Origin of the sequence: Nocardioides sp. NPDC058538 (assembly GCF_042719275.1) — a bacterium.
Lineage (GTDB): Bacteria > Actinomycetota > Actinomycetes > Propionibacteriales > Nocardioidaceae > Nocardioides.
Genome location: NZ_JBHXNY010000001.1, coordinates 151,489 through 173,487, shown reverse-complemented (window position 1 = coordinate 173,487; position 21,999 = coordinate 151,489). Strand labels below are relative to the sequence as shown.

Below are 21,999 nucleotides of genomic sequence, written 5' to 3'. Positions count from 1 at the left end.
TCGATCCTGGTTCACAGTGCTCCGATCGAAGGTACGCGGAGACGCTCGACGAGGAGCATCACGACGGCGGTGGTGGCTGCGAGGACGCAGGCGGCGGCGAGGGCCATGCCGTAGTTGTCCGAGCCTGGACGGGAGAGCAATCGGAGGATGACGACGGGGAGGGTGGGGCGCTCCTCGCGCACGAGGAAGGAGGTCGCGCCGAACTCCCCGAGCGACGCCGCGAACGCGAACCCGGAGGAGGCGAGGAGCGGCTTCCAGATGGCAGGTACGTCCACGGTCATGACCGCGCGCAACGGCCCGGCCCCGAGCCCGGCGGCGGCCTGGCGGAGGCGGTCGTCGACCGATCCCAGGACCGGCACCAGGGTGCGTACGACCAGGGGCAACGCGACGAGAGCCTGTGCGAGCGGCACCAGCCACGGCTCGTCGCGGAAGTCGAGCGGGGCGGACCCGAGGGTCAGGTAGAGCCCGAGCCCCAGCGTGACGGCGCTGACCCCGAGCGGCACCATGAAGAGCCCGTCCAGGACGGAACGTACCCGCCGCTCGGCCACCGAACGGGACCGGCGCGTCACCGCGAAAGCGACCAGCAGCCCGAGGGCCAGCGCGACCAAGGAGGCTTGCACCGCAACCGCCAGCGAGGTCATCAGCGCGGTCGTGACCGGCACCGGCAGCGGAGGGTCGAACCCGGGAGTCTGCAGGGCCGCGTAGTTCCCGAGACTCCACCGGTCATCGTCTCGCAGCGACCCGAGCAGCAGGGCGAGCAGCGGCCCGGCGACCAGCAGGACCAGCACCGACGTCGACAACAGAGCCGGGATGTCTCGCAGCGAGACCCGCCGGCGGCGTACGACGACCCGGGACTGCGCGGGATCCGGCACCGAGCGCAGTCGGCCGGCCACGACCAGCAGCCCGATGACGACCACCAGCTGGAGCACCGACAGCACCGCGGCACCGGGAAGGTCGAACAGCGTGAAGGTCAGCTTGTAGATCTCGGTCTCGATGCTGTTGTAGCGCACCCCGCCGAGGGTGAGCACGATCCCGAACGCGGTCGCACAGAAGAGGAAGACCACCGAGGCCGCGGAGACGATCGCGGGACGCAGCGCGGGCAGGGTGATCGTCCACAGGACCCGGGAAGGCGACGCTCCGAGAGCGGCAGCGGCCTCCCCGGGGCGCGGGTCGAGCGACTCCCAGGCCGCCCCGACCGCACGGATGACCACCGAGGCGTTGAAGAAGACCAGCCCGAGGATGATGGCCGTCGGCGTCCCGTCGAGCCCCAACCCGGCCAACAGCCCGGCCTCGCCGATGAGCTCGCGGAAGGCGACACCGACGACGACGGTGGGAAGCACGAACGGCACCAGCAGCCCCGCCCGGATGATCCGCTGCATCGGAAAGCTCAGCCGATAGAGCGCGAAGGCGGCCGGCAGCCCGAGCGCGACGCTCAGCACCGTCGCCAGCCCCGAGGACCACAGCGTGAACCAGAGCGCGCGCTGGATCTCCGGGCGCCCCAGGATCCTGGTCACGACCGACGGATCGAAGGATCCTTCGAAGAACAGGCCGCGCTGCACCATCCCGATGACCGGCAGGACGAAGAAGACCGCCAGCACGGCCACCGGGAGAGCGGCGAGCGCGACCAGGGTCCCGATTCGCCGGGTCACAGCACGACGGGTGGAGCTCACTGCGCGATCGTGTCACTCCAGGTCGCCAGCCACGCTTCCCGGTTCTCGTCGATCTCCTCAGGCTCCACCGAGAGTGGCGAGGTCGGCTGCTGGGCGAACTTCGCCCAGTCGGCAGGCAGTTCGACGCCGGAGGAGACGGGGAACACGTACATGCTCTCCGGCAGTGCCCCCTGCACGCTGTCGGAGAGCATGAAGTCGATCAGCGCCTTGGCGCCTTCGGGGTGGTCGGCGCCCTCGAGCACACCGGCGTACTCGACCTGTCGGAAGCAGGTGTCCAGCAGCGCCTTGGTCGTCGTCTTGCCGTCCTTGACGGTGAAGGCCGGCGAGGAGTCGTACGACACGACGATCGGTCGCGTCCCCTTGCCGCCGCCCTGGGTGAAGTCTGAGTAGTAGGCCTGGTCCCAGCCGTCGACGACCTTGGTGCCGTTGTCCATCAGCTTGCCCCAGTAGTCGGCCCAGCCGTCCTCGCCGTACTCGGCCACGGTCGCCAGCAGGAACGCCATCCCCGGCGTCGACGTCGCCGCACCCGGCGTGACGAAGAGATCCTTGTACGCCGGCTCGGCCAGGTCGTCGAGCGACGTCGGCGGCGTCAGCTTCTTCGCGGCGAACCACTCGGTGTCGATGTTGACGCACACGCTGCCGTTGTCGACCGGGGTGAGGAAGTGCTTCTCGTCGCCCGGGAGGTTGAACTCGTCGACCCCAGCCGGGATCGTCTTCGGCGTGTAGGCCTCCAGCGCGCCCTGGTCGATCGCGCGGCTGGCGAAGGTGTTGTCGACGCCGAAGACCGCGTCACCGTCGGGGTTGCCGGTGTCCAGGGCGATCTTGGTGGTCAGCTCGCCACCATCGCCCGCGTGCCGGATCTCGGCGGTGTAGCCGGTCTTCTCGGTGAACTCGGCCAGCACCTCCTTCGGCAGCGTGAAGCTGTCGTGGGTCAGCAGCACGACGGTCTTGTCGTCGGCTCCGCTCGACGGCTCGGCGTCCGGCTCAGCGGGGCTGCCCCCGCACGCGGACAGCAGCAGCGCCGAGATAGCAGTGGCAGCGATGGCAGGCGTACGCATGCGCATTCCTGACTCCCTTCGCCGGTATCAACCGGAGCAGGTTCGGAGGGTCTGCGGCGCTGTTCGCCGCACTCTCAGGCCTTCCGGCCTCCCCTGTCTGTTCCCGCCAACACTACTGGTTGCGAGAATCCACCCATGACCGACGTCGCCATCTCGTCCTTCGACGACCTGTCCCCCAAGACCGCGTACTCCCTGTGGCGGCTGCGCCAAGACGTCTTCATCGTCGAGCAGGACTGCCCCTACCTCGACCTGGACGGCCGTGACCTCGAGCCCGGGACGCGTCACGTGGTGCTGAGCGACGGCGACCAGCTCGCCGGCACCGCCCGCATCCTCGACGACGGCGACGTATGGCGGATCGGCCGCGTCGTCCTCGCCCCCACCCACCGCGGCAAGGGCCTGGCCGACGTGATCATGACCGCCGCCGTCGAGGCCGTCACCGATCGCGACGTCGTCCTCGACGCTCAGACGCCGCTGGCCGGCTGGTACGCCAAGTTCGGGTTCGTGAAGGACGGCGAGGAGTTCCTCGAGGACGGCATCCCGCACACCCCGATGCGGCTCACGCGCTGACAGGGGCGAAGAGCACGCTCGCCTCGGTCTCCTCACGGGTCGCCTGACCGCGGGCGGCCAGCAGCTCGAGATGGGCCTTGGTCTCCATGACGGCGAGGCCGGCGTTGAAGAAGTCGAGCTCGGCGAAGGCGCGCTCGTGGCGGGTCCAGCCGAGGTCGTTGGCGACCTCGAGCGCGGAGCGTCGACCAGCCTGCAAGGACGCCAGCGACTGGGCCAGCCGCGACTCGTGGTGGGCCAGGAGCTCGTCGACGCGGGCGTGCGAGGAGGTGGCGACCGGACCGTGAGCGGGCAGCAGCCGCAGGTCTGGCAGGGTCCTGACCTTGGTCAGCGAGGCCATGAAGTCGCCGAGCGGGTCGATGACCGGCACCGGCTCGAAGCCGATCGACGGTGTGATCGTGGGCAGCACGTGGTCGCCGGCGAACAGGACCGAGCCGGCCAGGTCCGCATAGACGTAGTGGCCCTGGGTGTGGCCAGGGGTGTGCACGGCATCGAGGTCACGCCCGGCCACGTCGAGGCGTACGTCGCCCTCCAGCCACTGCGAGGGCATCCGCCAGTGGGAGAGATCGGGCGCGGGCGGCGGGTTGGCGGCCCACTCGGCGGCCAGCTCGTGCGCACCGGCGTACGCGAGCAGCCGGTCGGTCGAGACCCAGCCGTCGAGATCGCCGTTGGTGAGCTCGAGCGTGGCCCGGTCGCCGGCGCCGAGCAGCACGTCCGCGCCGAACTCCTGACCGAGGACCGAGGCGAGCGTGTAGTGGTCGCGGTGTACGTGGGTCACGAGGAACCGCCGGATGTCACCGAACTCGAAGCCGAGATTCTTCAGCCCGGACTCGAGCGCTTCCCGCCCCTCGGTGATCGCCCAGCCACCGTCGACCAGCGAGAGCCCGTCGTCGCCCTCGAGGACGTAGATGTTGACCGCCTTGAGCCCGTCCATCGGCAGCGGCAGCGGGATCCGGTGCACGCCGTCGGCGACCGTCCACGCTCCCGGAGCGGACCAGTGCTCCCCTGAGTCAGGCGAGATCGCGGTGGCTGTCGACTGACTCATCCGTCTCCTTCGGGTTGACCTTCCAGAGCCAGAGCAGGCCCAGGATCGGCAACAGGGCAGGAACGAAACCGTATCCGCTCCCGAACTTCGACCATACCGAGTCATCCGGGAACCAGGACGGCACGGCCAGGGACAGGACACCGACGACGATGACGCCGGCCAGCTCGACCCACAGCATGATCTTCGCGAAGCCCGCCGACCCGCCGGCCGCCCGGCGGATCGCGAACCAGCCCGCGACGTACGTCGCCGCGGCGACGACCGAGAGCGAGTAGGCGATCGGGGCCTCGTCGAAGGCGGTGAAGACCTGCACCAGGGACCGGGCTCCCGCGGCGAGTACGAAGATCGCGTAGACCGTCAGCAGCACCAGGTGCGGACCGGAACGAGTCTTGGCAGGGGAGGTCGCGGTCACCGGACCATCATGACGCGTACGGCCACGACGCCCGTCGCCAGGGCAGCCGCCGCGATCACGCCCGAGGACCAGGTCGAGCGGTCCCCGCGCATCGTCTGCAGAGCGAGCGGCATCAGGCACACCAGCGCGCCGAGGTAGCCCAGGAAGGTCGACAGCGACTCCGGCTTGCGTCCGCCCGACCAGGCCGCCAGGGCACCGATCGCGAGCACGATCGCCAGGATCTCCAGCATCCACGCCACCTGATCCAGCCATTTCGGCCGGGGCGCCTTCAGCACCACGCCGAGCACGGCCGCGATCGTCACGAACGCGGCATACCCGGCCACGATAAATCCGATCAGGGTCACGGCGTCCACGTGCCAATCTTCTCCAATGACCTCCACCTCTCCCGATCCGGGGCTCGTCGCCCGGCTCCGCGCCGCCGGCTGCGTCTTCGCCGAGGACGAGGCGGCACTGCTCGAGTCCGCCCCGGTCTCCGCCCTGGAGCGAGAGGAGATGGTCGTACGCCGCGCGGCCGGCGAGCCGCTGGAGCTCATCCTGGGCTGGGCCGAGTTCTGCGGGCTCCGGATCCGGGTCGCACCGGGGGTGTTCGTGCCCCGGCAGCGCTCGGCGCTGATGGTCGAGCTCGCCTGCCGGACGGCCGAGCGAATCGCGGCACCCAAGGTGCTCGACCTCGGCTGCGGGGCCGGAGCGCTGGGCGCCGCCATCGCGGCGCGCCGGCCGGAGGCGGAGGTCTGGGCCACCGACATCGACCCGGCGGCGGTCGAGTGCGCTCGGGGAAATCTCGACAAGCTCGGGGCCACTGCGTTCAGACCCCGAAACCGACGGGTGCTCCTCGGCGATCTCTACGACCCGCTCCCCCACGACCTCGAGCTCGACGTGATCGTGGCCAACGCGCCGTACGTGCCGAGCGACCAGATCCGGAACATGCCGCCCGAGGCGCGCGACCACGAGCACCACGTGGCCCTCGACGGCGGCGCGGACGGGCTCGACGTCCAGCGCCGCGTGATCGAGCAGGCTCCGAAGCATCTGGCCGCCGGCGGCGTACTCGTCATCGAGGCCGGCCAGGAGCAGGCGGCCGTCACCGCGAGCCTGATGCGGGAGCAGGGGCTCGTCGCGGAGATCCATCACGACGAGGACCTCTACGCGACCGCGGTGACCGGAACGGCCCCCTGAGCGCACCTAAAAGCGAGGCGTCCCTCTGATTGCACACCACCCCCGCAGTGTGCATTCAGAGGGACCGCCACCTGGAAGTTCGTCCACCCCCCACCGGTGGGCGACCTTCTCGCCGATGAAACGGGCCACCCGCCGACCCATGACGCGGGTTGGGAAGAATTTTTTCGAGAATCCCGTCAGACTTCCGTCATGCAGGCTTACGGTCTGGCGCACCTGGTGCCGTTGTCCCTGCTCACAGCGGGGATCGTGGCTGTCGTCTGGCTGGGCAGACGGCAGCGGACCGAGGCGAAGCCGTCGAGATTCTCACGAGGATTCGCGCTCGCGATCCCGCTGACGACGATCCCGCTGCAGGCCCACGAGTGGGTCACCGACTTCGATCTCTTCATCGATCTGCCGATCCACCTGTGCGACCTGGCGTGGGTCGCGGCGGCGTTCGCGCTGTGGACCCACCATCCCTACCCGACCGCGCTGACCTGCTTCTGGGGCCTCACGCTGACCACGCAGGGCGTGTTCACCCCGGACGTGATGGACTTCCCGGACGTCAGCTACTTCACCTTCTGGGGTCAGCACCTGATGATCGTGACCGCCGCGGTCTATCTGGTCTTCGGGCTCAAGCTGCTACCCCGGTGGCGCGACTACGGCTGGACGGTCGCGACGACGGCGGCGTGGGCCGTCGTGGCGTACGTCCTCAACCTCGTCCTCGACGCCAACTACGGCTACCTGCGCTACAAGCCGGAGTCGGGCTCGATGCTCGACCTGCTCGGGCCGTGGCCGGTCTACGTCCTCAACGAGATCCTGATCGTCGCCGTCGTGTGGGCGCTGATCACGCTGGGGCTGCGGATCTGGGCCCGTCAGGACGGGTCGACGAGGACGCCGGTGCGCTCGTAGCCGGCGAGAGCCGAGGCGTACGGCGCCAGGTCGATGCCCTTCTCGCTCACCCAGCCGTCGTCGTAGTAGGAGGAGCGGTAGCGCTCCCCGGAGTCGCACAGCAGCGAGACGACGCTGCCCTCGGTGCCGGCCTCGGACATCTCGCGTACGACACCCAGCGATGCCCACACGTTGGTGCCCGTCGAGGGGCCGACCGAGCGGCCCATCCGGGCCGAGAGCCAGCGCATCGTCGCGATCGACGCCGCGTCGGGGACCTGGACCATGTCGTCGACGACCCCGCCGACGAAGGACGGCTCGACCCGCGGCCGGCCGATCCCCTCGATGCGCGACGGCATGCCGGTGGCGTAGTCGGAGGTGTCCGTCTCCCAGCCGCCGTAGAAGGCGGAGTTCTCCGGGTCGGCGACCATCAGCCTGGTGGGGTGGCGGCGGTAGTGGAGGTAGCGGCCGATCGTCGCCGAGGTGCCGCCGGTGCCGGCCGAGACGACGATCCAGGTCGGCACCGGGTATCGCTCCTGCGACATCTGGTCGAAGATCGACTCGGCGATGTTGTTGTTGCCGCGCCAGTCGGTGGCCCGCTCGGCGTAGGTGAACTGGTCCATGTAGTGCCCGCCGCACTCGCGGGCGAGGCGCTCGGCCTCTGCGTACATGTCGGGAGCACGGTCGACGAAGTGGCAGCGGCCGCCGTGCCACTCGATCAGGCGCACCTTCTCCTCCGAGGTCGAGCGCGGCATGACCGCGACGAACGGCAGCCCGAGGAGGCCGGCGAAGTAGGCCTCCGAGACCGCGGTGGATCCCGACGAGGCCTCGACGACCGTTGAGCCCTCGTGGAGCCAGCCGTTGCAGACCGCGTAGAGGAACAGCGACCGGGCCAGGCGGTGCTTCAGAGAGCCGGTGGGATGGCTTGATTCGTCCTTGAGGTAGAGATCGATCTCGGGGCACGTCGGCAGGGGCACCGCGTGCAGATGGGTGTCGGCCGAGCGCTGCGCGTCGGCCTCGACGCGGCGTACGGCTTCGTCGATCCAGGCGCGATGAGAGTCAGAGAGGCGTGGCACCGCCCGAGCGTAACTCCCCCCTGAACTTCCACCGGCACGTGCGGTGAGCCACAATGACAGACGGAATCATGTCGGGGCCGGGCAGTGAAGTTGCCCACAAGTTAGACCGATCTAAGGACCCCGATTAACCATTGCGGCCCCAAAAGCGAGACAAAAGACCTGTGGACGAACCTCTTGACGTAGTGCTGATCGGCGGCGGCATCATGAGCGCCACCCTGGGCGTGCTCCTCCAGGAGCTGGAGCCCAGCTGGTCCATCAAGCTCATCGAGCGGCTCGACTCACCCGCCGCCGAGTCCTCCGGCCCGTGGAACAACGCCGGCACCGGCCACTCCGCGCTGTGCGAGCTCAACTACAGCCCGCAGAACGCCGACGGCTCGGTCGACATCTCCAAGGCCGTCAACGTCAACGAGCAGTTCCAGCTCTCCCGTCAGCTGTGGTCCTTCCTGGTCGAGAACGGCCGCATCCCGGACCCGGACAAGTTCATCCACACCGTGCCGCACATGTCCTTCGTGTGGGGCGCCGAGAACGTCGACTACCTGCGCAAGCGCTACGAGGCGCTCTCGGTCCACCCGCTCTTCAGCGGGATGGAGTTCAGCGAGGACCCCGAGGTCATCAAGGGCTGGGCGCCGCTGCTGCTCGAGGGCCGCTCGGCCAAGTCGCTCGCCGACGAGCCGATCGCGGCCACCTGGACCAACGCCGGCACCGACGTCGACTTCGGCTCGCTCACCTCGATCCTGACCCGCACCCTGGTGGACAAGGGCGCCGACCTGGAGACCGGGTCCGAGATCACCGACCTGCACCAGACCATGGACGGCTTCTGGCACATCTACGGCCGCAACGCGACCGGGAAGTACCACCTGCGTTCCCGCTTCGTCTTCGTCGGCGCCGGCGGCTACGCGCTGCCGCTGCTGCAGAAGGCCGCGATCCGGGAGATCCGCGGCTTCGGCGGCTTCCCCGTCTCCGGTGAGTTCCTGCGTACGTCCAAGCCGGAGCTCGTCGCCCAGCATCGCGCCAAGGCTTACGGCAAGGCCGCCGTCGGCGCTCCGCCGATGTCGGTTCCCCACCTCGACACCCGCTACGTCGAGGGCAAGACCCACCTGATGTTCGGTCCGTACGCCGGCTGGAGCCCGCGCTTCCTCAAGACCGGCTCGCTCACCGACCTGTTCCTCTCGGTGCGGCCCCACAACCTGCTGCCGATGCTGCGGGCCGGCCTGACCAACATGGACCTCACCGTCTACCTGGTCAAGGAGCTGCTGCGCTCGCCGCGCAAGAAGTTCGACGACCTCCTCGACTTCTTCCCCGCCGCCGACCGCAAGGACTGGGAGCGGGTCATCGCCGGCCAGCGGGTGCAGGTCATCCGCCCCGATGGCGTACTCCAGTTCGGCACCGAGGTCATCACCGCCGAGGACGGCACCATCGCCGGCCTGCTCGGCGCCTCCCCCGGTGCCTCGACCGCCCCGGGGATCATGGTCAACGTCCTGCGTCGCTGCTTCCCCGACCGCTGGGACGGCTGGCAGCCGCAGCTCAAGACGATGATCCCGGCCACCGGCCCCGAGCTCAGCGCCGACCCCGAGCTCGCCGCCGAGACCTTCGCGCGCACCGACCGCCAGCTCCACCTCGGCTAGTAGCCAAGCCGACCGCTGCCCACCGCTGCCCGCCCCCGGTCGAACCTCCCTTCGCTGGTCGAGCCGTGAGGCCGCCTGCGGCCGAGCGTGTCGAGACCAACACAGTCCCCTGCCGCGCTCGACAGAACCGTGTTGGTCTCGACACGCCTCCGCCTAGCGGCTCCGGCGGCTCGACCAGCGGTTGGCCCGGCCGGCGGGGGCGGTCAGCTCGTGAGGTGGGTTGCTACAGCGAGCGCCTGTCCACGGATCTCGGGGATGGCGGTGGCCTCGTAGAGCGCGCCCTTGCAGGGCGGGCCGACGGTCAGAAGATTGGGTACGACGCTGCCGTCCGCTCCGATGACGTGGCCGTCCTCGGTGACGTCGATGCCGAGGCGGAGGGGGTCGGGGGCGATCAGGCCGCGCTTCTGGAGCGCGAGCAGGAGGGGGTTGTCGGTGCGGGTGATGTCGGGTGAGGGGCCGGTGCAGTTGATCACCGCGGTGACCTCGCGGTCACCGTCGGCCAGGGAGACGACCGGCTGGTCGACAGCGTCCACCCGGCAGCCGAGCACCCCGCCGCCGAGGATCTCCAGGCGCCCCTCGGCCCGGTAGGCGTCGAGGAGGGCGGCGATGCGCGGAGCCATGCGGTGGCGGCGTACCTCCCACTCACGGGCGTAGACCTCGCGGAAGCGACGGCGCTCCGGCTCGGGCAGGCGGCGCCAGATCGACTGGGTCGGGCCACGCAGGCCGTCGATGACGGCACGCCAGTCGACACCGAGGCCGGCCGCGTGCTCGATCTGGTCGCGTACGAGGCCTGCGATGCCGTCGGCGGTCAGCGGGCCGTCGGGAACCGGGGTCACCCAGGAGGTGAACTGGTCGTCGACGTGGGGGTTGGGGACCAGGCCGTGGCGGCTCACCATGATCACCCGGCGCTCCGGGGAGTCGTCGAGGAGCGTGACGGTCGTGTCGACGGCGGTCAGGCCGGTGCCGACGACGAGTACGGTCGCATCGACGGGCAGGGCGCTGATCCGAGCCACGTCCCAGGGGTCCGACAGGTTCCACTGCGCCTCGGGTAGTCCGGCCAGCGGCTGGGGCGGTGGGTTGCCGTAGGCGAGGACGACGGCGTCCGCGACATGTCCTGCGTCGTCGCCGGTCAGCACCCGGAAACCGGCACCGGCCGGCTCGACGTCGATGACCGTCTCGCCGACGGTCTCGAGCGTCCCGGGACCACCCTCGGCAGCACCGGCGAGCCGGTCGCGGAGGTAGCGCGCGTAGTCGCGCCGGGGCAGGAAGTCGATCGGGCCGAGCTGGATGCCGGCCTCGGCCGCCCAGTCGAGCAGGTCGTCACGGTCGCCGGGGAAGCCCGACATGTTGTTGGCCCGGACGTTGAGGAGATGGCGGCCGTCGGTGGTCGAGTAGGCCACTCCGTAGCCCACCTCTCCGCGTGACTCGAACAGCGTCACCGACGCACCGCGGCGGAGCAGGTTGATCGCGGTCAGCGTGCCGCTGGCTCCTCCTCCGATGATCGCCACCGTCGGGGTGGAGGTCGGTTCGGGCGGCAAGGCGTCTGTCGTCACCCAGACACCTTATCTGCGCTATTCGAGGTTTGTTCAGCAGGTTACTTGGATTCCGAAGATCGCAAACACCTATTTGCAAACAAACCTTTGCGGTTTATCGTGGAGGTATGAAAGAACCGACGATCGTCCCGAGCCTGGACCAGCTGAAGGCACTCACCCATCCCGTCAGAACGCGCATGCTCGGCATCCTGCGCGTCGACGGACCTGCGACGGCGACGATGTTGGCAGCCCGGCTCGGCCTCAACAGCGGCGCAACCTCCTACCACCTCAGGCATCTGGCCCAGCACGGGTTCATCGTCGACGACCAGGAGCGCGGCAACGGCCGTGAGCGCTGGTGGAAGGCGGCCCACCAGATGACCCAGACCGATAGTGAGCTGCTCCCGGACAACGAGGAAGCACGCGAGGCGTTCGACGCTTACCTGCAGGTCGTGGTGACCAACTACGCGGAGAAGCTGCAGCGCTCGATCGAAGAGCGTGTCATGTTGCCCGATGAGTGGCGCGAGACGACGACCTACAGCGACTGGATCCCACGTCTCACGCCAGCACGTGCGATCGAAGTGCGAGATCGCATCATGGACATGCTCAGCGAGCTCGAGGACGACCCGGACGGCGAGCCATTCACGTTCCAGCTCAACGCCTTCCCCCAGCCGGGCCATCTGGGCAGGGACCCCGAGGCAGACTGAGCGATGCGGCTCCCCCTCTACGGCTGGTTGACCTCCAACGCCATCTCCTTCGTCGGGACCCGCCTCTCGATGCTGGCGCTCCCGTGGTTCGTACTCGAGACCACCGGCAGCCCTACCAAGACCGGGTTGATCGCCCTCTTCGAACTGGCACCCCTCGTGGCCATGAAGATCTTCGGCGGTCCCTTGATCGACAGGCTCGGAAAGCGCCGCGTGTCGATCACCTGCGACCTGGCCTCCACCCTCGTGGTCGGCCTCATCCCACTTCTGTACGCCACGGGGTGGCTGCACTTCGCCGCCCTCCTTGTTCTCGTGGCCCTCGCCGGTGCCCTGCGTGGTCCGGGCGACGACGCGAAGAGCGCGATGATCCCGGAGCTGGTCGCCTCCGCCGGCGTACCCACCGAGCGTGTGACCGGACTGCACTCGGTGGTCGAGCGCACGGCCTCGATGTTCGGAGCGGCCGCAGCCGGCGTGCTCATCGGTGTGGTCGGTGCAGCCAACGCGATCGCCATCGACGCCGTCTCGTTCGCCCTGTGCGCAGTGGTGCTGGCCACCACAACGGCACGTCTCCCTCGCCCTGCCGGGTCCGCGAACCCTGTCGCGGCCAAGGACCCGACCCCCTATCTCGGTCAGCTCGCCGAGGGCTGGAAGTACCTTCGCGGTGACCGCGTGCTGCTCGGGATCGCCATCATGGTCGCCTTCACGAACCTCATCGACGCTGCCGCGAGCGGCGTCCTGATGCCACTGTGGGCACAGACCCACGCCAGTGCGCAGACACTCGGCCTGCTGTTCGCCGTCATGGGTGGCTGCTCGGCCATCGGCTCGGCCATCGCAGCCATGATCGGCAACCGGATACGGCGCTACCCGACGTACCTCATCGCCTTTCTCATCACCGGACTGCCGCGGTTCGCCGTCATCGCCGTCGGGGCACCGCTGTGGGCGATCTTCGCGGTCTTTGCCCTTGCAGGTGTGTCCAGCGGGTTCCTCAACCCGATCATCGGTGCGATCAAGTACGAACGGATCCCGGCTCCGCTCGTCGGACGCGTCACCTCCCTCATCGCCGCGGGCGCCTGGGGCTTGATGCCGCTCGGCGGCCTGCTCGGCGGGACCCTGATCTCCACGATCGGCCTCACCAGCGCCTTCGCCATTCTCGGGATCGCGTACTTCGTGGTCACGATGTTCCCCGCGATCGACCCGACCTGGAAGCAGATCGAGCGGCGGCCGGATCCGGCGGCTAGCAGGCTTCCCGCAGCCGCGGAATCCTAGGGATGCCGCCGAGCCGCTTGTTGTAGCGGACGTTGTCGGAGTAGCCCTCCAGGAGCGTCCAGAGCGCCTTGTGGGCCGGCCACGGGATGGCCTCGCCGGGGAACGCCCAGCTGGAGCCGAAGCCGATCCAGACCGGGACCCACTCCTTGGCGCAGTCCCACTCGCCCCGCTTGGACATCAGCAGCCGGTGGCGGACCTGGAATGCGAGCCGCTGCCCGTCCTTCACGATCGGCGCCGCGCACACCCGCCACAGCGGCATGTCGAGGGACATCAGCTCGATCTCGATGTCGCCCAGAACGCGCGGGTCCACCAGGACCGTAGCGACGTTCTCATGCGGGCGCCTCATGAACATCACGCTAGCGGCGAGCACCGACAAACGTGACTGGATCCGCCAGGAGCGAACAGCGCCACCTGATTCGCGACCCCGTCGGACAAGACGTACGCAGCGGGCCTATCATCCCTCCCAATCTCGGTCGGGCAGGGAGGCCCGAGTGGAGGGAGTGACCGCGCGAAGCGCGGATCGAGGAAGGACCCTACGTTGGCACCCCCGAGGCAGCCCAGAACCGGCGATGAAGCCGAGAAGTACGCCGCGGAGCATCTGCATACCCTCGGCTGGCCCGACGCTGCCCCGTCAGGCAGCACCGCGGCCGCCGACATCGACATCATCGGCGGCCGACCGGACAACGTCGTCGTCGCGCAGGTGGTGCTCACCCGCTCACCGACCGAGGCACGCAGCGTCTGTGCCGTACGCGGCGCGGGCTACGCCTACGACGCTCGGACGGTCGCGCTGTTCAGCCGTGCGGGTTACACCGTGGACGCGGTCGAGTGGGCCGACAGGGTCCGGGTCGCGCTGTTCGAGTTCGCCGCCGATGGCTCGATCCGGACGCACGGGAAGCACGCGGCCGAGCTGGTCACCACCGCCACGGCCCCCGCGCCGACCTCGGCCCTCGGCCGGGCGCCCGAGCCGGCCCCCGGGCGACACATCGATTCCACCCGAACGGGCAGCTTCAACTTCACCTCGAAGATCCCTGCGATCAGGCCGCGCCGGAGGGCAGCGGAGAAGACCGACTCGGATGTCGCGCCGGATCCGACCGCAAAGGCGACCGAGAAGATCGCCGGCCCGCTGACCGGCCAGGTCCCGGCGTACTCCACCATGAGCATCCCCAAAGCGCCGACCCCGCCGGCCGGCGAGCGCTGGGTCCCGGACGGGCTCGGGCCGATCCTCGACACGATCGCCCGGGTCTCGCAGCTGCCCGTGGTGCTCGTCCTGGGCTCGGACCGGCGGGTCGAGTGGGTGCGGCAGACGTTCCAGGTCGGCACGATCACGGTCACCGACGAGAGCGTGCTGCCGATGCTGCTCTCGCTGGTGACGGGCCGGGAGTCGCAGTACGAGAGCGGCGAGTCCTATCACAAGGTCGACGGCCTCAAGCCACAGGGCGAACGGGCGCTGGAGTCCTGGCGGGCGTGGGAGGCCTACGACCGCGCGATGGCCATCTATCGCCGGGCGGTCTGAGTCTCAGGGCGCTCAGCAGTAGCCGAGCATCTCCTCGAGCGCCCGTCGCTCGCTGTCGTCCGCGGCGAGCGACCAGCGAGTCTTGGTCCCGATCCAGCGGGCTGCGTACGCACACTGGAACTCCTTCCGCACCTCGACGGCGTCGCGGAGGAGCACGTCGTCGCGCTGGTTGCACCCGTTGCCGTCGGTGTCCGCCCAGCTCCCGCCGAACGACGAACGGACGTAGACAGTCAGCCCCTCCGGTCGCCTCGCACCCGTCGCCAACGCCGCGAGATCACGGCGCGACTCGAGCCCGTCGACCGGCCCCGGTGCAGGCGCCGCGGTCGCCGCCGGTGGGGTCCGCCGTGTCGCCGGCGCATCGTCCGGAAGCCACAACGAGACCGCCCAGCCGGCGACCGCCAGCAGGACGACCAGCACTCCCAGCGACGTACGTCTCCCCACGCCGTCGCATTGTGCCCGCGACCACCGACATTCGAGCCTGCGTCCCCGCGAAGCGGGTCGAGACCTACGGGCTTTCCGGGCAGGTATTACCGAACGGTGACGGATGTGCTGATCCCTGTCGCCCAGGGATCAGCGCTGGCACAGTGAAGGCATGACTGTGCTGGACAGCGGACAGGCACCCCGCGCCGAGGTCGGGGTCATCGGTGGGACCGGGCTCTACGAGTTCTTGACCGATGCCGAGGAGGTGACCGTCGAGACCCCCTACGGCGACCCCTCCGCGCCGGTCACGGTGGGCACGGTCGCCGGCCGGTCGGTCGCCTTCGTGCCCCGCCACGGCCGTTCGCACGAGTACCCGCCGCACGCCATCCCCTACCGTGCCAACCTCTGGGCGCTGAGGTCGCTCGGCGTGACCCAGGTGCTCTCCCCGAGCGCCGTCGGCGGTCTCCGGGCCGATGCCGTCGCCACCGGCGACCTGGTCACGCCCGACCAGCTCGTCGACCGCACCTGGCGCCGGATCCCCAGCTACGTGGAGAGCGGCGCCACCCACGTACCTCTCGCTGATCCCTACTGCGCGCGGATCGCCAAGGCGTACGCGGCCTCCGACCCGTCCGTGAAGGTCGGCGGAACGCTCATCGTGATCGAGGGGCCGCGGTTCTCGACCCGCGCGGAGTCGATCCACCACGCCGCCCAGGGCTGGACGCTGGTCGGGATGACCGGCGCCCCGGAGGCGGCGCTCGCCCGCGAGCTGCGGATGTGTTACGCGCCGTTGTGCCTGGTCACGGACATGGACGCGGGCGCGGCCGAGGGCGAGGGCGTCGACGAGGACGACGTCTACGCGCTCTTCGCGGCCAACCTGGAGCGGATGCGGACCATCCTGGCCGACACGATCGAGGGCCTGCCCGACCCGGCCGGCTGCTCCTGCTCGACCTGGGCCGAGGGCAAGACCCTCGCCTACGAGATCCCATGAGGGTCCTGCTGACCGGGTCGGCCGGCTTCATCGGCACCGCGATCGGCCGGGTGCTGGAGGATGCCGGCCACGAGGTCGTGCGCGTCGACGTGCTGCTGCCGATGGCCCACGGCGAGGCGGCCGAGGTGCCGCCCGGGACGAACCTGCTCGACGTACGCGACGCCGGTGGCTGGGGCGACCTGCTGGACGGCATCGACGCGGTCTGCCACCAGGCGGCTGTCGTCGGTGCCGGCGTGACCGTGGCCGATCTCCCGCTCTACGCCGCACACAACGACCTCGGCACCGCCGCGCTCCTGGCCGCCATGAGCGAGCACGGGGTCTCCCGGCTGGTGCTCGCCTCCTCGATGGTCGTCTACGGCGAGGGCCGCTATGTCTGCGAGACCCACGGCGACCGGGTCCCGCCGCCACGCTCGCGCGCCGCGCTCGATGCCGGTGACTTCGAGAACCATTGCGACCTCTGCGGCGGTGCACTGAGCTGGGCCGCGGTGGCCGAGTCCGCCAGGCTAGACCCGCGCAGCTCGTACGCGGCCAGCAAGGTCGCCCAGGAGCACTACGCCTCCGCCTGGGCCCGTCAGGCCGACGCGACGGCGATCGCGCTGCGCTACCACAACGTCTACGGGCCGCACATGCCCGCGGACACGCCCTACTCCGGGGTCGCCGCCATCTTCCGGTCCTCCTTGGAGCGGGGCGAGGCGCCGCAGGTGTTCGAGGACGGCGGCCAGCAGCGCGACTTCGTCCACGTCGACGACGTGGCCCGCGCCAACCTGGCGGCCCTGGAGGCGACCTCCGAGCGGTCACGCGGGGAGCTGGCGGCCTACAACGTCGCGTCCGGGCACCCGGTCACGATCAGCGAGGTGGCCTCGCTGGTCGCACGCGGGACTCAGACGGAGGTGGAGCCGGTGGTCACCGGGCGCTACCGGATCGGGGACGTACGCCATGTCGTCGCCTCCCCGGAGCTCGCGGCGAAGGAGCTCGGCTTCCGCGCCGACGTGCTGCCGGAGGTCGGTCTGCCGGCCTTCGCCACCGCGCCGCTGCGGACCTAGGGCTCCGGGGTTCACCAGCTCGTGTAGAGCAGGTGCTGGACGAGCAGCGCGGTGAGGACCTGCAGGGCCAGGCCGGGTCGTCGCCAGCGCTCGGGGAGGAGCGCGCAGCCGAGGGTGAGCCAGGGCATGAACGGCAGCCAGATCCGTTCCACCTCCGCCCGGCTCATCTGGGAGGCGTCGGCGAGGGCGACCATGATCACCGCGGCCGAGACCAGGACGACGACGACCCGGTTGGCCCGGTCGGCCAGATCGCGGCGAGCGGCCCAGGTGGCACCGAGCCCGGCACCGACGAGCGGTCCGGCGCTGATCGCGAGCGCGGCCAGGTTGCCCCAGGTCCAGTAGGCGCCGGGGCGCTGGCTGGCCAGCCCGTCCCAGTAGCGATCGACCAGCACGGGATACGCCTCCCACCAGGCGAAACCGCCGGCGGCGAAGGTGAGCACCACCGCGAGCGCCGACGCCGCCGCGACCGGCAGCACCCACCAGCCCCGCCCGAGCCAGAGCACCGCCAGAGCGAGCACGCCGGTGAGCGGGAGCCCGTACGACATCATCACGACGTAGCCGAGGAGCAGGCCGGCGAGAACCGCCCACGGCCAGCCCCGACCGGCCCCGGCCCGGCAGGCGAGGGCCAGGCAGCACATCCCCCAGGCGACCGCGACCGCCATCACCGCATCGGCCGAGACCGCCAGGAACACCGCGCTCGGAGACAGGACCAGGTACGGCCCCGCCGCCCGTGCCGCGTCCTCGGCACCGAGGACCCGGACCGTTGTCATGACCGCCGGCGGCAAGGTCGCGGCGAGCGCGATGACGACCAGGCCCGCGGCGAGATCTCCACCGAGACCGACCTTCACCAGAAGCACGAAGAAGAGCACCATCCCGGGCGGGTGGCCGGCGATGTGGACCGGCCAGTTCCCCTCCGGGGCGTCGTAGGGGATCCGGGAGACGTACTCGCGCAGCAGCCCCGGTACGTCGTCGACAGCCCTGGCCGTCTCGAGGTACTCCGTCGGGTTCCCCAGCACCCGCGAGATGCCGTCGGGGCCGTCCACCAACGCCAGCGCCAGCAGCCACACCAGGCCCGCGGCGTACGCGACCAGGAGCAGGCGCCGCCAGGGTAGGCGCCGCGCCATCGGGTCCGCCCAGCGCAGCGACGCGAGCGCGAGCAGGACCGCCGGAAGCGTGCCGATTCCCACCTTGACCTGCGGGTATCCGTGGAGCGGAGGGAACGTGCCGTCGTCGAGGTGCACCCGTGGCCACACCTGCCAGTCGAGCAGGGGCGGCACGACGACGGCCGTCATGACGAGGGCGACCGTGGCGACGAGCCCCACCAGGGCGGCGCGGTGAGCTGAGGAGTTCACGACTGCGAGCGTAGGTCCGCGACGGCCCGATGGCCGCCGGCGCACGGGGCCCGTCACCGGACCGTAAGATCTGCGGGCCCCATCGGCGGCGGCTCGTTCCTAGAGTCGATCGCATGGCCGAGACCAGTCCCGATACAGACCTTGTGCTGCCCTGCCGCGACGAGGCCGCAGCTCTGCGCGAGCTGCTGCCACGGGTGCCGGCGGGGCTCTCCGTGATCGTCGTCGACAACGGCTCGACCGACGGCACCGCCGACGTCGCCCGCGCGCAGGGGGCGCGAGTGGTGTCGGAGTCGCGGCCGGGGTACGGGGCGGCGGTGCACGCCGGGCTGCTGGCCGCCACCGCGCCCTATGTCGTGGTGATGGACGGTGACGGATCCTTCGATCCAGCAGCCGCGCTGCCTCTGGTCGAGACGATCAGGCGTGACGAGGCGGACCTGGCGCTGGGCCGCCGCAGACCGGTGACCGCGGGGGCACAGCCGTGGCACGCCAGGGTCGGCAACCGGCTGGTCCTGGCCGCGCTGCGGCGTCGCACCGGTCTGCGGGTGCGCGACATCGCCCCGCTGCGCGCGGCCCGCCGGGAGGCGCTGCTCGGCCTCGGAGTGGAGGACCGGCGCTCGGGCTACCCGGTCGAGCTCCTCGATCGCGCGGCCCGCGCCGGCTGGCGGGTCCACGAGATCGACGTCGACTACCACCCTCGGACCGCCGGGCGCTCGAAGGTCTCCGGCTCCGTGCGGGGCAGCCTGCGGGCGGCGTACGACTTCTGGCGGGTGCTCTCATGACGTCGCTGACGTTCCTCCTCGTCGCCAAGGCACCCGTGCCCGGCTTGGTGAAGACCCGGCTGGCGGCCGGCGTCGGGAAGGCGACCGCCACGGCCGTCGCGGCGGCCGCTCTGCTGGACACGATCGAGGCGTGCACGCTGGCCGTGGGGCCGGACCGGTGCCGGCTCGCCCTCTCCGGCGACCTCGCCGACGGGGTCCGGGCGGACGAGCTCCGGACCGCGCTCACCGGATGGACCATCGCCCCGCAGCGCGGGAACGGGCTCGGGGAGCGACTCGCGAACGCCCACGCCGAGGTCCCCGGACGGGTCGTGCAGATCGGCATGGACACCCCGCAGGTGACCCCGGCCGGGCTGCTGGCCGTGGCCGGCGGCCTGGAGGCGGCCGACGCCGTGCTCGCTCCGGCCGAGGACGGCGGCTGGTGGGCCCTGGCGCTCCGTGACCCGTCGGCCGCCACCGCGCTGCGCGACGTACCCATGTCCACCCCTCAGACGTACGCAGCCACCCGCTCCGCGCTCGAAGGACTCGGCCTCCGGGTCGCCGCCGGCGAGCGGCTGCGCGACGTCGACCACCTCGCCGACGTCGATCCGGTCGCCGCGGCCGCCCCGCACACCCGGTTCGCGAAGATCGCGGCCGAGATCGCGCGGGTCGCCCGATGACCGCGGTGGCGGCCGAGTCGGCGTTCGCGCACGCATTCGCCAGCGAGGAGTGCCGGGTGGTGAGCGTCGATGGCATGGCCTCCCGACTTCCGGTCGAGGACTGGACCCGCACCGCCGACGCCGCGGACCTCGCCCTGCTCTCCTACTGCGCCGGACCGACGGTCGATCTCGGCTGCGGCCCCGGGAGGATGACCGCCGCGCTCGCCGCCCGCGGGCTGCCGTCGCTCGGCGTCGACATCGTCCCGGAGGCGGTTGCCCAGACCGAGGCTCGCGGTGGCCGCGCGGTCTGTCGCGACCTCTTCGAGCCGTTGCCCGGTGAGGGCTGGTGGACGACCGCTCTCCTCGCCGACGGCAACGTCGGGATCGGCGGAGACCCGCTCGCCCTGCTCGCCCGCGTACGCCGGCTGCTCGTGCCCGGCGGCCGGGTGGTCGCCGAGGTGCATCCGCCCGGGACGCCGAGCGGCCCGCTGCTCGCCGAGCTCGTCTGCCAGTGCGGTGGCTCCTCGGAGTTCCCCTGGGCGGTCGTCGGTGCCGACGCCATCGGGTCGATCGCCGCCGAGGTCGGTCTCGCAGTGAGGCGGCTCGAGCCGCTCCCACATCGTCCGGCACTGCCTCGCCGGTCACCCCAGGCCCCGCTCACCCCCACCGGTGACCGCTGGGTCGCCGTACTCGTAGAGGACGCCGCATGAGAATCCCCTCGGAGGACTCGTTCAGCTCACGCCTGCGCAGCGCCGCTGTCGCCGCGAGAGTCGGACTCTGGCTCGGAGTCTGCTTCCTGGTCGCGCTCGTGACCGGCCTGATCAGCCACTACGCCCAGGTCGACCATCAACCGGTGCCGCTTCCGACCAGCCCGTCGCGGCTCTACCAGCTCACCCAGGGCCTGCACGTCGTCGCCGGCACCGCTGCGATCCCGCTCCTGCTGATCAAGCTGTGGGTCGTCTTCCCCAAGCTCTTCCAGCCGATGCCGCGTCAGGTCCGGGAGGCACTGCCGACGGCGCTGGAGCGAGGCTCGATCGCCGTCCTGGTCAGCACCTCGCTGGTCCAGCTCACCACCGGTCTGCTCAACGTCGCGCAGTGGTACCCCTGGGGCTTCAGCTTCCGCAGCACCCACTACGCGCTCGCGTTCGTCGCCGTCGGAGCGCTGCTGGTGCACATCGCGGTGAAGCTGCCGGTCGTCCGCGACGCCCTGAAGGGCGACGTCGACGACACCTCCCACGACCGGCCGAACGCGGTCCGGCCCGGGCCGGTCAGCCGGCGCGGCGTGCTCGCCCTGGCCGGCACGTCCGCGGTCGCCGCCGCCGTGCTCTATGCGGCGGGCACCGTCCCCGGCCTCAGTCGGATCGCCGCCCTCTCGCCACGTTCCCGTGAGCACGGCATCCCGATCAACCGCACCGCGCACTCGGCCGGCGTGGTGGCCGAGGCGAGCAGCGCCGCCTACCGGCTCGAGGTCGTCCACGGCGCCACGACCCGGTCCTTGACCCGCGATGACCTGGTCGCCATGGAGCAGCGCACGCACACTCTCCCGATCGCCTGCGTCGAAGGCTGGAGCGCCTCGGGCGAGTGGGGCGGCATACGTCTCCGCGACCTGCTCGACCTCGTCGGCGCCCCGCCTGGACGAGAGGTGCGGGTCCGGTCGATCCAGACGTTCAGCGCGTCCGCGGACACCGTGCTTCCGCCGAACTTCGCCGATGACGAGCGGACCCTGATGGCCCTGATGCTCGACGGCGAGACGCTCTCGATGGACCACGGCTACCCGGTCCGGCTGATCGCGCCCGACCGTCCCGGGGTCATGCAGACCAAGTGGGTCTCCCGGATCGAGGTGCTCTGATGAGAGGCATGCGCGGAGGACTGATCCTGCTCGGGGCGGCCGGGATGGCGTACGGCGCCTGGCTGCTGGTGAGCACACAGGACCTCGGCCAGATCGTCGAGGTCGTCCTCTGGCTGGCGGCGGCGGTCGTGATCCACGACGGGATCCTGGCGCCGGTGGTGCTCGGGCTCGGGTGGGTCGGTGGCCGACTGCTCCCGCGGGCCGTCGCCCGCGGCGCGGTGACGGTGCTGGTGCTGCTCGGGCCGGCGGCTCTGGTGGCGATCCCGGTCCTCGGCCGGTTCGGGGCGAAGCCGGACAATCCGACGCTGCTGGACCGCGACTACACCCAGGGGCTGCTGGTATTCGCGATCCTGTGCGTGTGCGCCGGTGTCGCCGTCGCGCTCGGCGAACTACGCTCACGACAGCCCGCCCGAGCGAACGTCGAGGAGGAGTAGACC

General features: G+C 70.7%; 24 protein-coding genes and 1 riboswitch. Of the genes, 14 read left to right on the top strand and 10 right to left on the bottom strand.

All coding sequences use genetic code 11. The features are described 5' to 3' along the window. Nucleotides 1-11: 11 nt before the first annotated feature. Together ACFWQC_RS00880 and ACFWQC_RS00875 are read right to left on the bottom strand one after the other, a co-directional pair. Nucleotides 12-1,670, bottom strand: a complete 1,659-nt coding sequence (locus ACFWQC_RS00880) for an ABC transporter permease (protein WP_378671786.1) — start codon at nt 1,668-1,670, stop codon at nt 12-14. Beyond that, complete coding sequence (locus tag ACFWQC_RS00875) at nt 1,667-2,728, bottom strand: thiamine ABC transporter substrate binding subunit (RefSeq protein ID WP_378671784.1); 1,062 nt, start codon at nt 2,726-2,728, stop codon at nt 1,667-1,669. Before ACFWQC_RS00875 ends, ACFWQC_RS00880 begins: the two co-directional genes overlap by 4 nt. Continuing rightward, a riboswitch (TPP riboswitch) is annotated at nt 2,725-2,833 on the bottom strand. Its footprint overlaps the gene before it by 4 nt. A 30-nt stretch (nt 2,834-2,863) precedes the next feature. Between ACFWQC_RS00875 and ACFWQC_RS00870 the strand changes: the two genes are divergently transcribed. Continuing rightward, the gene (locus ACFWQC_RS00870; protein WP_378671782.1) at nt 2,864-3,295 is read left to right on the top strand and encodes a GNAT family N-acetyltransferase; all 432 of its coding nucleotides are present in this window, start codon (nt 2,864-2,866) and stop codon (nt 3,293-3,295) included. Here the strand turns inward: ACFWQC_RS00870 and ACFWQC_RS00865 are convergent. Genes ACFWQC_RS00865 through ACFWQC_RS00855 form a run of 3 tightly spaced genes read right to left on the bottom strand, consistent with a single transcriptional unit; the run spans nt 3,285 to nt 5,099 of the window. Beyond that, nucleotides 3,285-4,337, bottom strand: a complete 1,053-nt coding sequence (locus ACFWQC_RS00865; protein WP_378671780.1) for an MBL fold metallo-hydrolase — start codon at nt 4,335-4,337, stop codon at nt 3,285-3,287. The genes ACFWQC_RS00870 and ACFWQC_RS00865 overlap by 11 nt on opposite strands. Beyond that, a complete protein-coding gene (locus tag ACFWQC_RS00860; RefSeq protein WP_378671778.1) occupies nt 4,303-4,746 on the bottom strand; it encodes a hypothetical protein in 444 nt (147 codons plus the stop codon). The genes ACFWQC_RS00865 and ACFWQC_RS00860 overlap by 35 nt, the downstream gene beginning before the upstream one ends. Continuing rightward, nucleotides 4,743-5,099, bottom strand: coding sequence for a hypothetical protein (locus tag ACFWQC_RS00855; protein WP_378671777.1), 357 nt, complete (start codon nt 5,097-5,099; stop codon nt 4,743-4,745). Before ACFWQC_RS00855 ends, ACFWQC_RS00860 begins: the two co-directional genes overlap by 4 nt. A gap of 16 nt (nt 5,100-5,115) precedes the next feature. Here ACFWQC_RS00855 and ACFWQC_RS00850 point away from each other — a divergent pair, with 16 nt between their 5' ends. Next, entirely contained in the window at nt 5,116-5,919 is an 804-nt protein-coding gene (locus ACFWQC_RS00850) for a putative protein N(5)-glutamine methyltransferase (RefSeq protein WP_378671775.1), read from the top strand. A 189-nt stretch (nt 5,920-6,108) separates the two neighbouring features. Then, nucleotides 6,109-6,807 carry a TIGR02206 family membrane protein gene (locus ACFWQC_RS00845; RefSeq protein ID WP_378671773.1) on the top strand — a complete coding sequence of 233 codons (699 nt, stop codon included), beginning with the start codon at nt 6,109-6,111 and terminating at the stop codon, nt 6,805-6,807. Here ACFWQC_RS00845 and ACFWQC_RS00840 read toward each other — a convergent pair. Beyond that, nucleotides 6,771-7,859: a PLP-dependent cysteine synthase family protein gene (locus ACFWQC_RS00840; protein WP_378671770.1), complete on the bottom strand. Its 1,089-nt coding sequence runs from the start codon at nt 7,857-7,859 to the stop codon at nt 6,771-6,773. The genes ACFWQC_RS00845 and ACFWQC_RS00840 overlap by 37 nt on opposite strands. Nucleotides 7,860-8,020: 161 nt before the next feature. Here ACFWQC_RS00840 and mqo point away from each other — a divergent pair, with 161 nt between their 5' ends. Then, complete coding sequence (gene mqo / locus ACFWQC_RS00835; protein ID WP_378671768.1) at nt 8,021-9,484, top strand: malate dehydrogenase (quinone); 1,464 nt, start codon at nt 8,021-8,023, stop codon at nt 9,482-9,484. A gap of 203 nt (nt 9,485-9,687) precedes the next feature. Here mqo and ACFWQC_RS00830 read toward each other — a convergent pair whose 3' ends face one another. After that, complete coding sequence (locus tag ACFWQC_RS00830) at nt 9,688-11,037, bottom strand: FAD/NAD(P)-binding protein (RefSeq protein WP_378671766.1); 1,350 nt, start codon at nt 11,035-11,037, stop codon at nt 9,688-9,690. Nucleotides 11,038-11,144: 107 nt separating this feature from the next. Between ACFWQC_RS00830 and ACFWQC_RS00825 the strand changes: the two genes are divergently transcribed. Both ACFWQC_RS00825 and ACFWQC_RS00820 read left to right on the top strand, forming a co-directional pair. Next, nucleotides 11,145-11,720: an ArsR/SmtB family transcription factor gene (locus tag ACFWQC_RS00825; protein ID WP_378671765.1), complete on the top strand. Its 576-nt coding sequence runs from the start codon at nt 11,145-11,147 to the stop codon at nt 11,718-11,720. Between the two features lie 3 nt (nt 11,721-11,723). Further along, entirely contained in the window at nt 11,724-12,983 is a 1,260-nt protein-coding gene (locus tag ACFWQC_RS00820) for an MFS transporter (RefSeq protein ID WP_378671763.1), read from the top strand. Here ACFWQC_RS00820 and ACFWQC_RS00815 read toward each other — a convergent pair. Beyond that, on the bottom strand, nt 12,952-13,329 hold the full coding sequence (locus ACFWQC_RS00815) for a hypothetical protein (RefSeq protein ID WP_378671761.1): 378 nt from the start codon (nt 13,327-13,329) through the stop codon (nt 12,952-12,954). The two genes, ACFWQC_RS00820 and ACFWQC_RS00815, sit on opposite strands and share 32 nt — an antisense overlap. Before the next feature lie 192 nt (nt 13,330-13,521). Between ACFWQC_RS00815 and ACFWQC_RS00810 the strand changes: the two genes are divergently transcribed. Further along, the gene (locus ACFWQC_RS00810) at nt 13,522-14,496 is read left to right on the top strand and encodes a hypothetical protein (protein ID WP_378671760.1); all 975 of its coding nucleotides are present in this window, start codon (nt 13,522-13,524) and stop codon (nt 14,494-14,496) included. Nucleotides 14,497-14,508: 12 nt separating this feature from the next. Here the strand turns inward: ACFWQC_RS00810 and ACFWQC_RS00805 are convergent, their stop codons facing one another. Beyond that, a complete protein-coding gene (locus tag ACFWQC_RS00805) occupies nt 14,509-14,937 on the bottom strand; it encodes a hypothetical protein (protein WP_378671758.1) in 429 nt (142 codons plus the stop codon). Between the two features lie 151 nt (nt 14,938-15,088). On the opposite strand from ACFWQC_RS00805, the gene ACFWQC_RS00800 reads away from it, so the two are divergent. After that, nucleotides 15,089-15,904: an S-methyl-5'-thioadenosine phosphorylase gene (locus tag ACFWQC_RS00800; protein WP_378671756.1), complete on the top strand. Its 816-nt coding sequence runs from the start codon at nt 15,089-15,091 to the stop codon at nt 15,902-15,904. Further along, complete coding sequence (locus ACFWQC_RS00795; RefSeq protein ID WP_378671754.1) at nt 15,901-16,947, top strand: NAD-dependent epimerase/dehydratase family protein; 1,047 nt, start codon at nt 15,901-15,903, stop codon at nt 16,945-16,947. Before ACFWQC_RS00800 ends, ACFWQC_RS00795 begins: the two co-directional genes overlap by 4 nt. An 11-nt stretch (nt 16,948-16,958) precedes the next feature. Here the strand turns inward: ACFWQC_RS00795 and ACFWQC_RS00790 are convergent, their stop codons facing one another. After that, nucleotides 16,959-18,299: a hypothetical protein gene (locus ACFWQC_RS00790; protein WP_378671752.1), complete on the bottom strand. Its 1,341-nt coding sequence runs from the start codon at nt 18,297-18,299 to the stop codon at nt 16,959-16,961. 113 nt (nt 18,300-18,412) lie between these two features. Here ACFWQC_RS00790 and ACFWQC_RS00785 point away from each other — a divergent pair, with 113 nt between their 5' ends. Genes ACFWQC_RS00785 through ACFWQC_RS00765 form a run of 5 tightly spaced genes read left to right on the top strand, consistent with a single transcriptional unit; the run spans nt 18,413 to nt 21,996 of the window. Continuing rightward, nucleotides 18,413-19,078, top strand: coding sequence for a glycosyltransferase family 2 protein (locus ACFWQC_RS00785; protein WP_378671750.1), 666 nt, complete (start codon nt 18,413-18,415; stop codon nt 19,076-19,078). Continuing rightward, nucleotides 19,075-19,734, top strand: coding sequence for a DUF2064 domain-containing protein (locus tag ACFWQC_RS00780; RefSeq protein WP_378671748.1), 660 nt, complete (start codon nt 19,075-19,077; stop codon nt 19,732-19,734). Before ACFWQC_RS00785 ends, ACFWQC_RS00780 begins: the two co-directional genes overlap by 4 nt. After that, entirely contained in the window at nt 19,731-20,423 is a 693-nt protein-coding gene (locus ACFWQC_RS00775; protein WP_378671746.1) for a methyltransferase domain-containing protein, read from the top strand. The genes ACFWQC_RS00780 and ACFWQC_RS00775 overlap by 4 nt, the downstream gene beginning before the upstream one ends. After that, entirely contained in the window at nt 20,420-21,562 is a 1,143-nt protein-coding gene (locus ACFWQC_RS00770; RefSeq protein WP_378671744.1) for a molybdopterin-dependent oxidoreductase, read from the top strand. Before ACFWQC_RS00775 ends, ACFWQC_RS00770 begins: the two co-directional genes overlap by 4 nt. Continuing rightward, nucleotides 21,562-21,996 (top strand): hypothetical protein, encoded by a 435-nt coding sequence (locus ACFWQC_RS00765; protein ID WP_378671743.1) that lies wholly within the window; start codon nt 21,562-21,564, stop codon nt 21,994-21,996. The genes ACFWQC_RS00770 and ACFWQC_RS00765 overlap by 1 nt, the downstream gene beginning before the upstream one ends. The last annotated feature ends 3 nt before the right edge of the window (nt 21,997-21,999 follow it).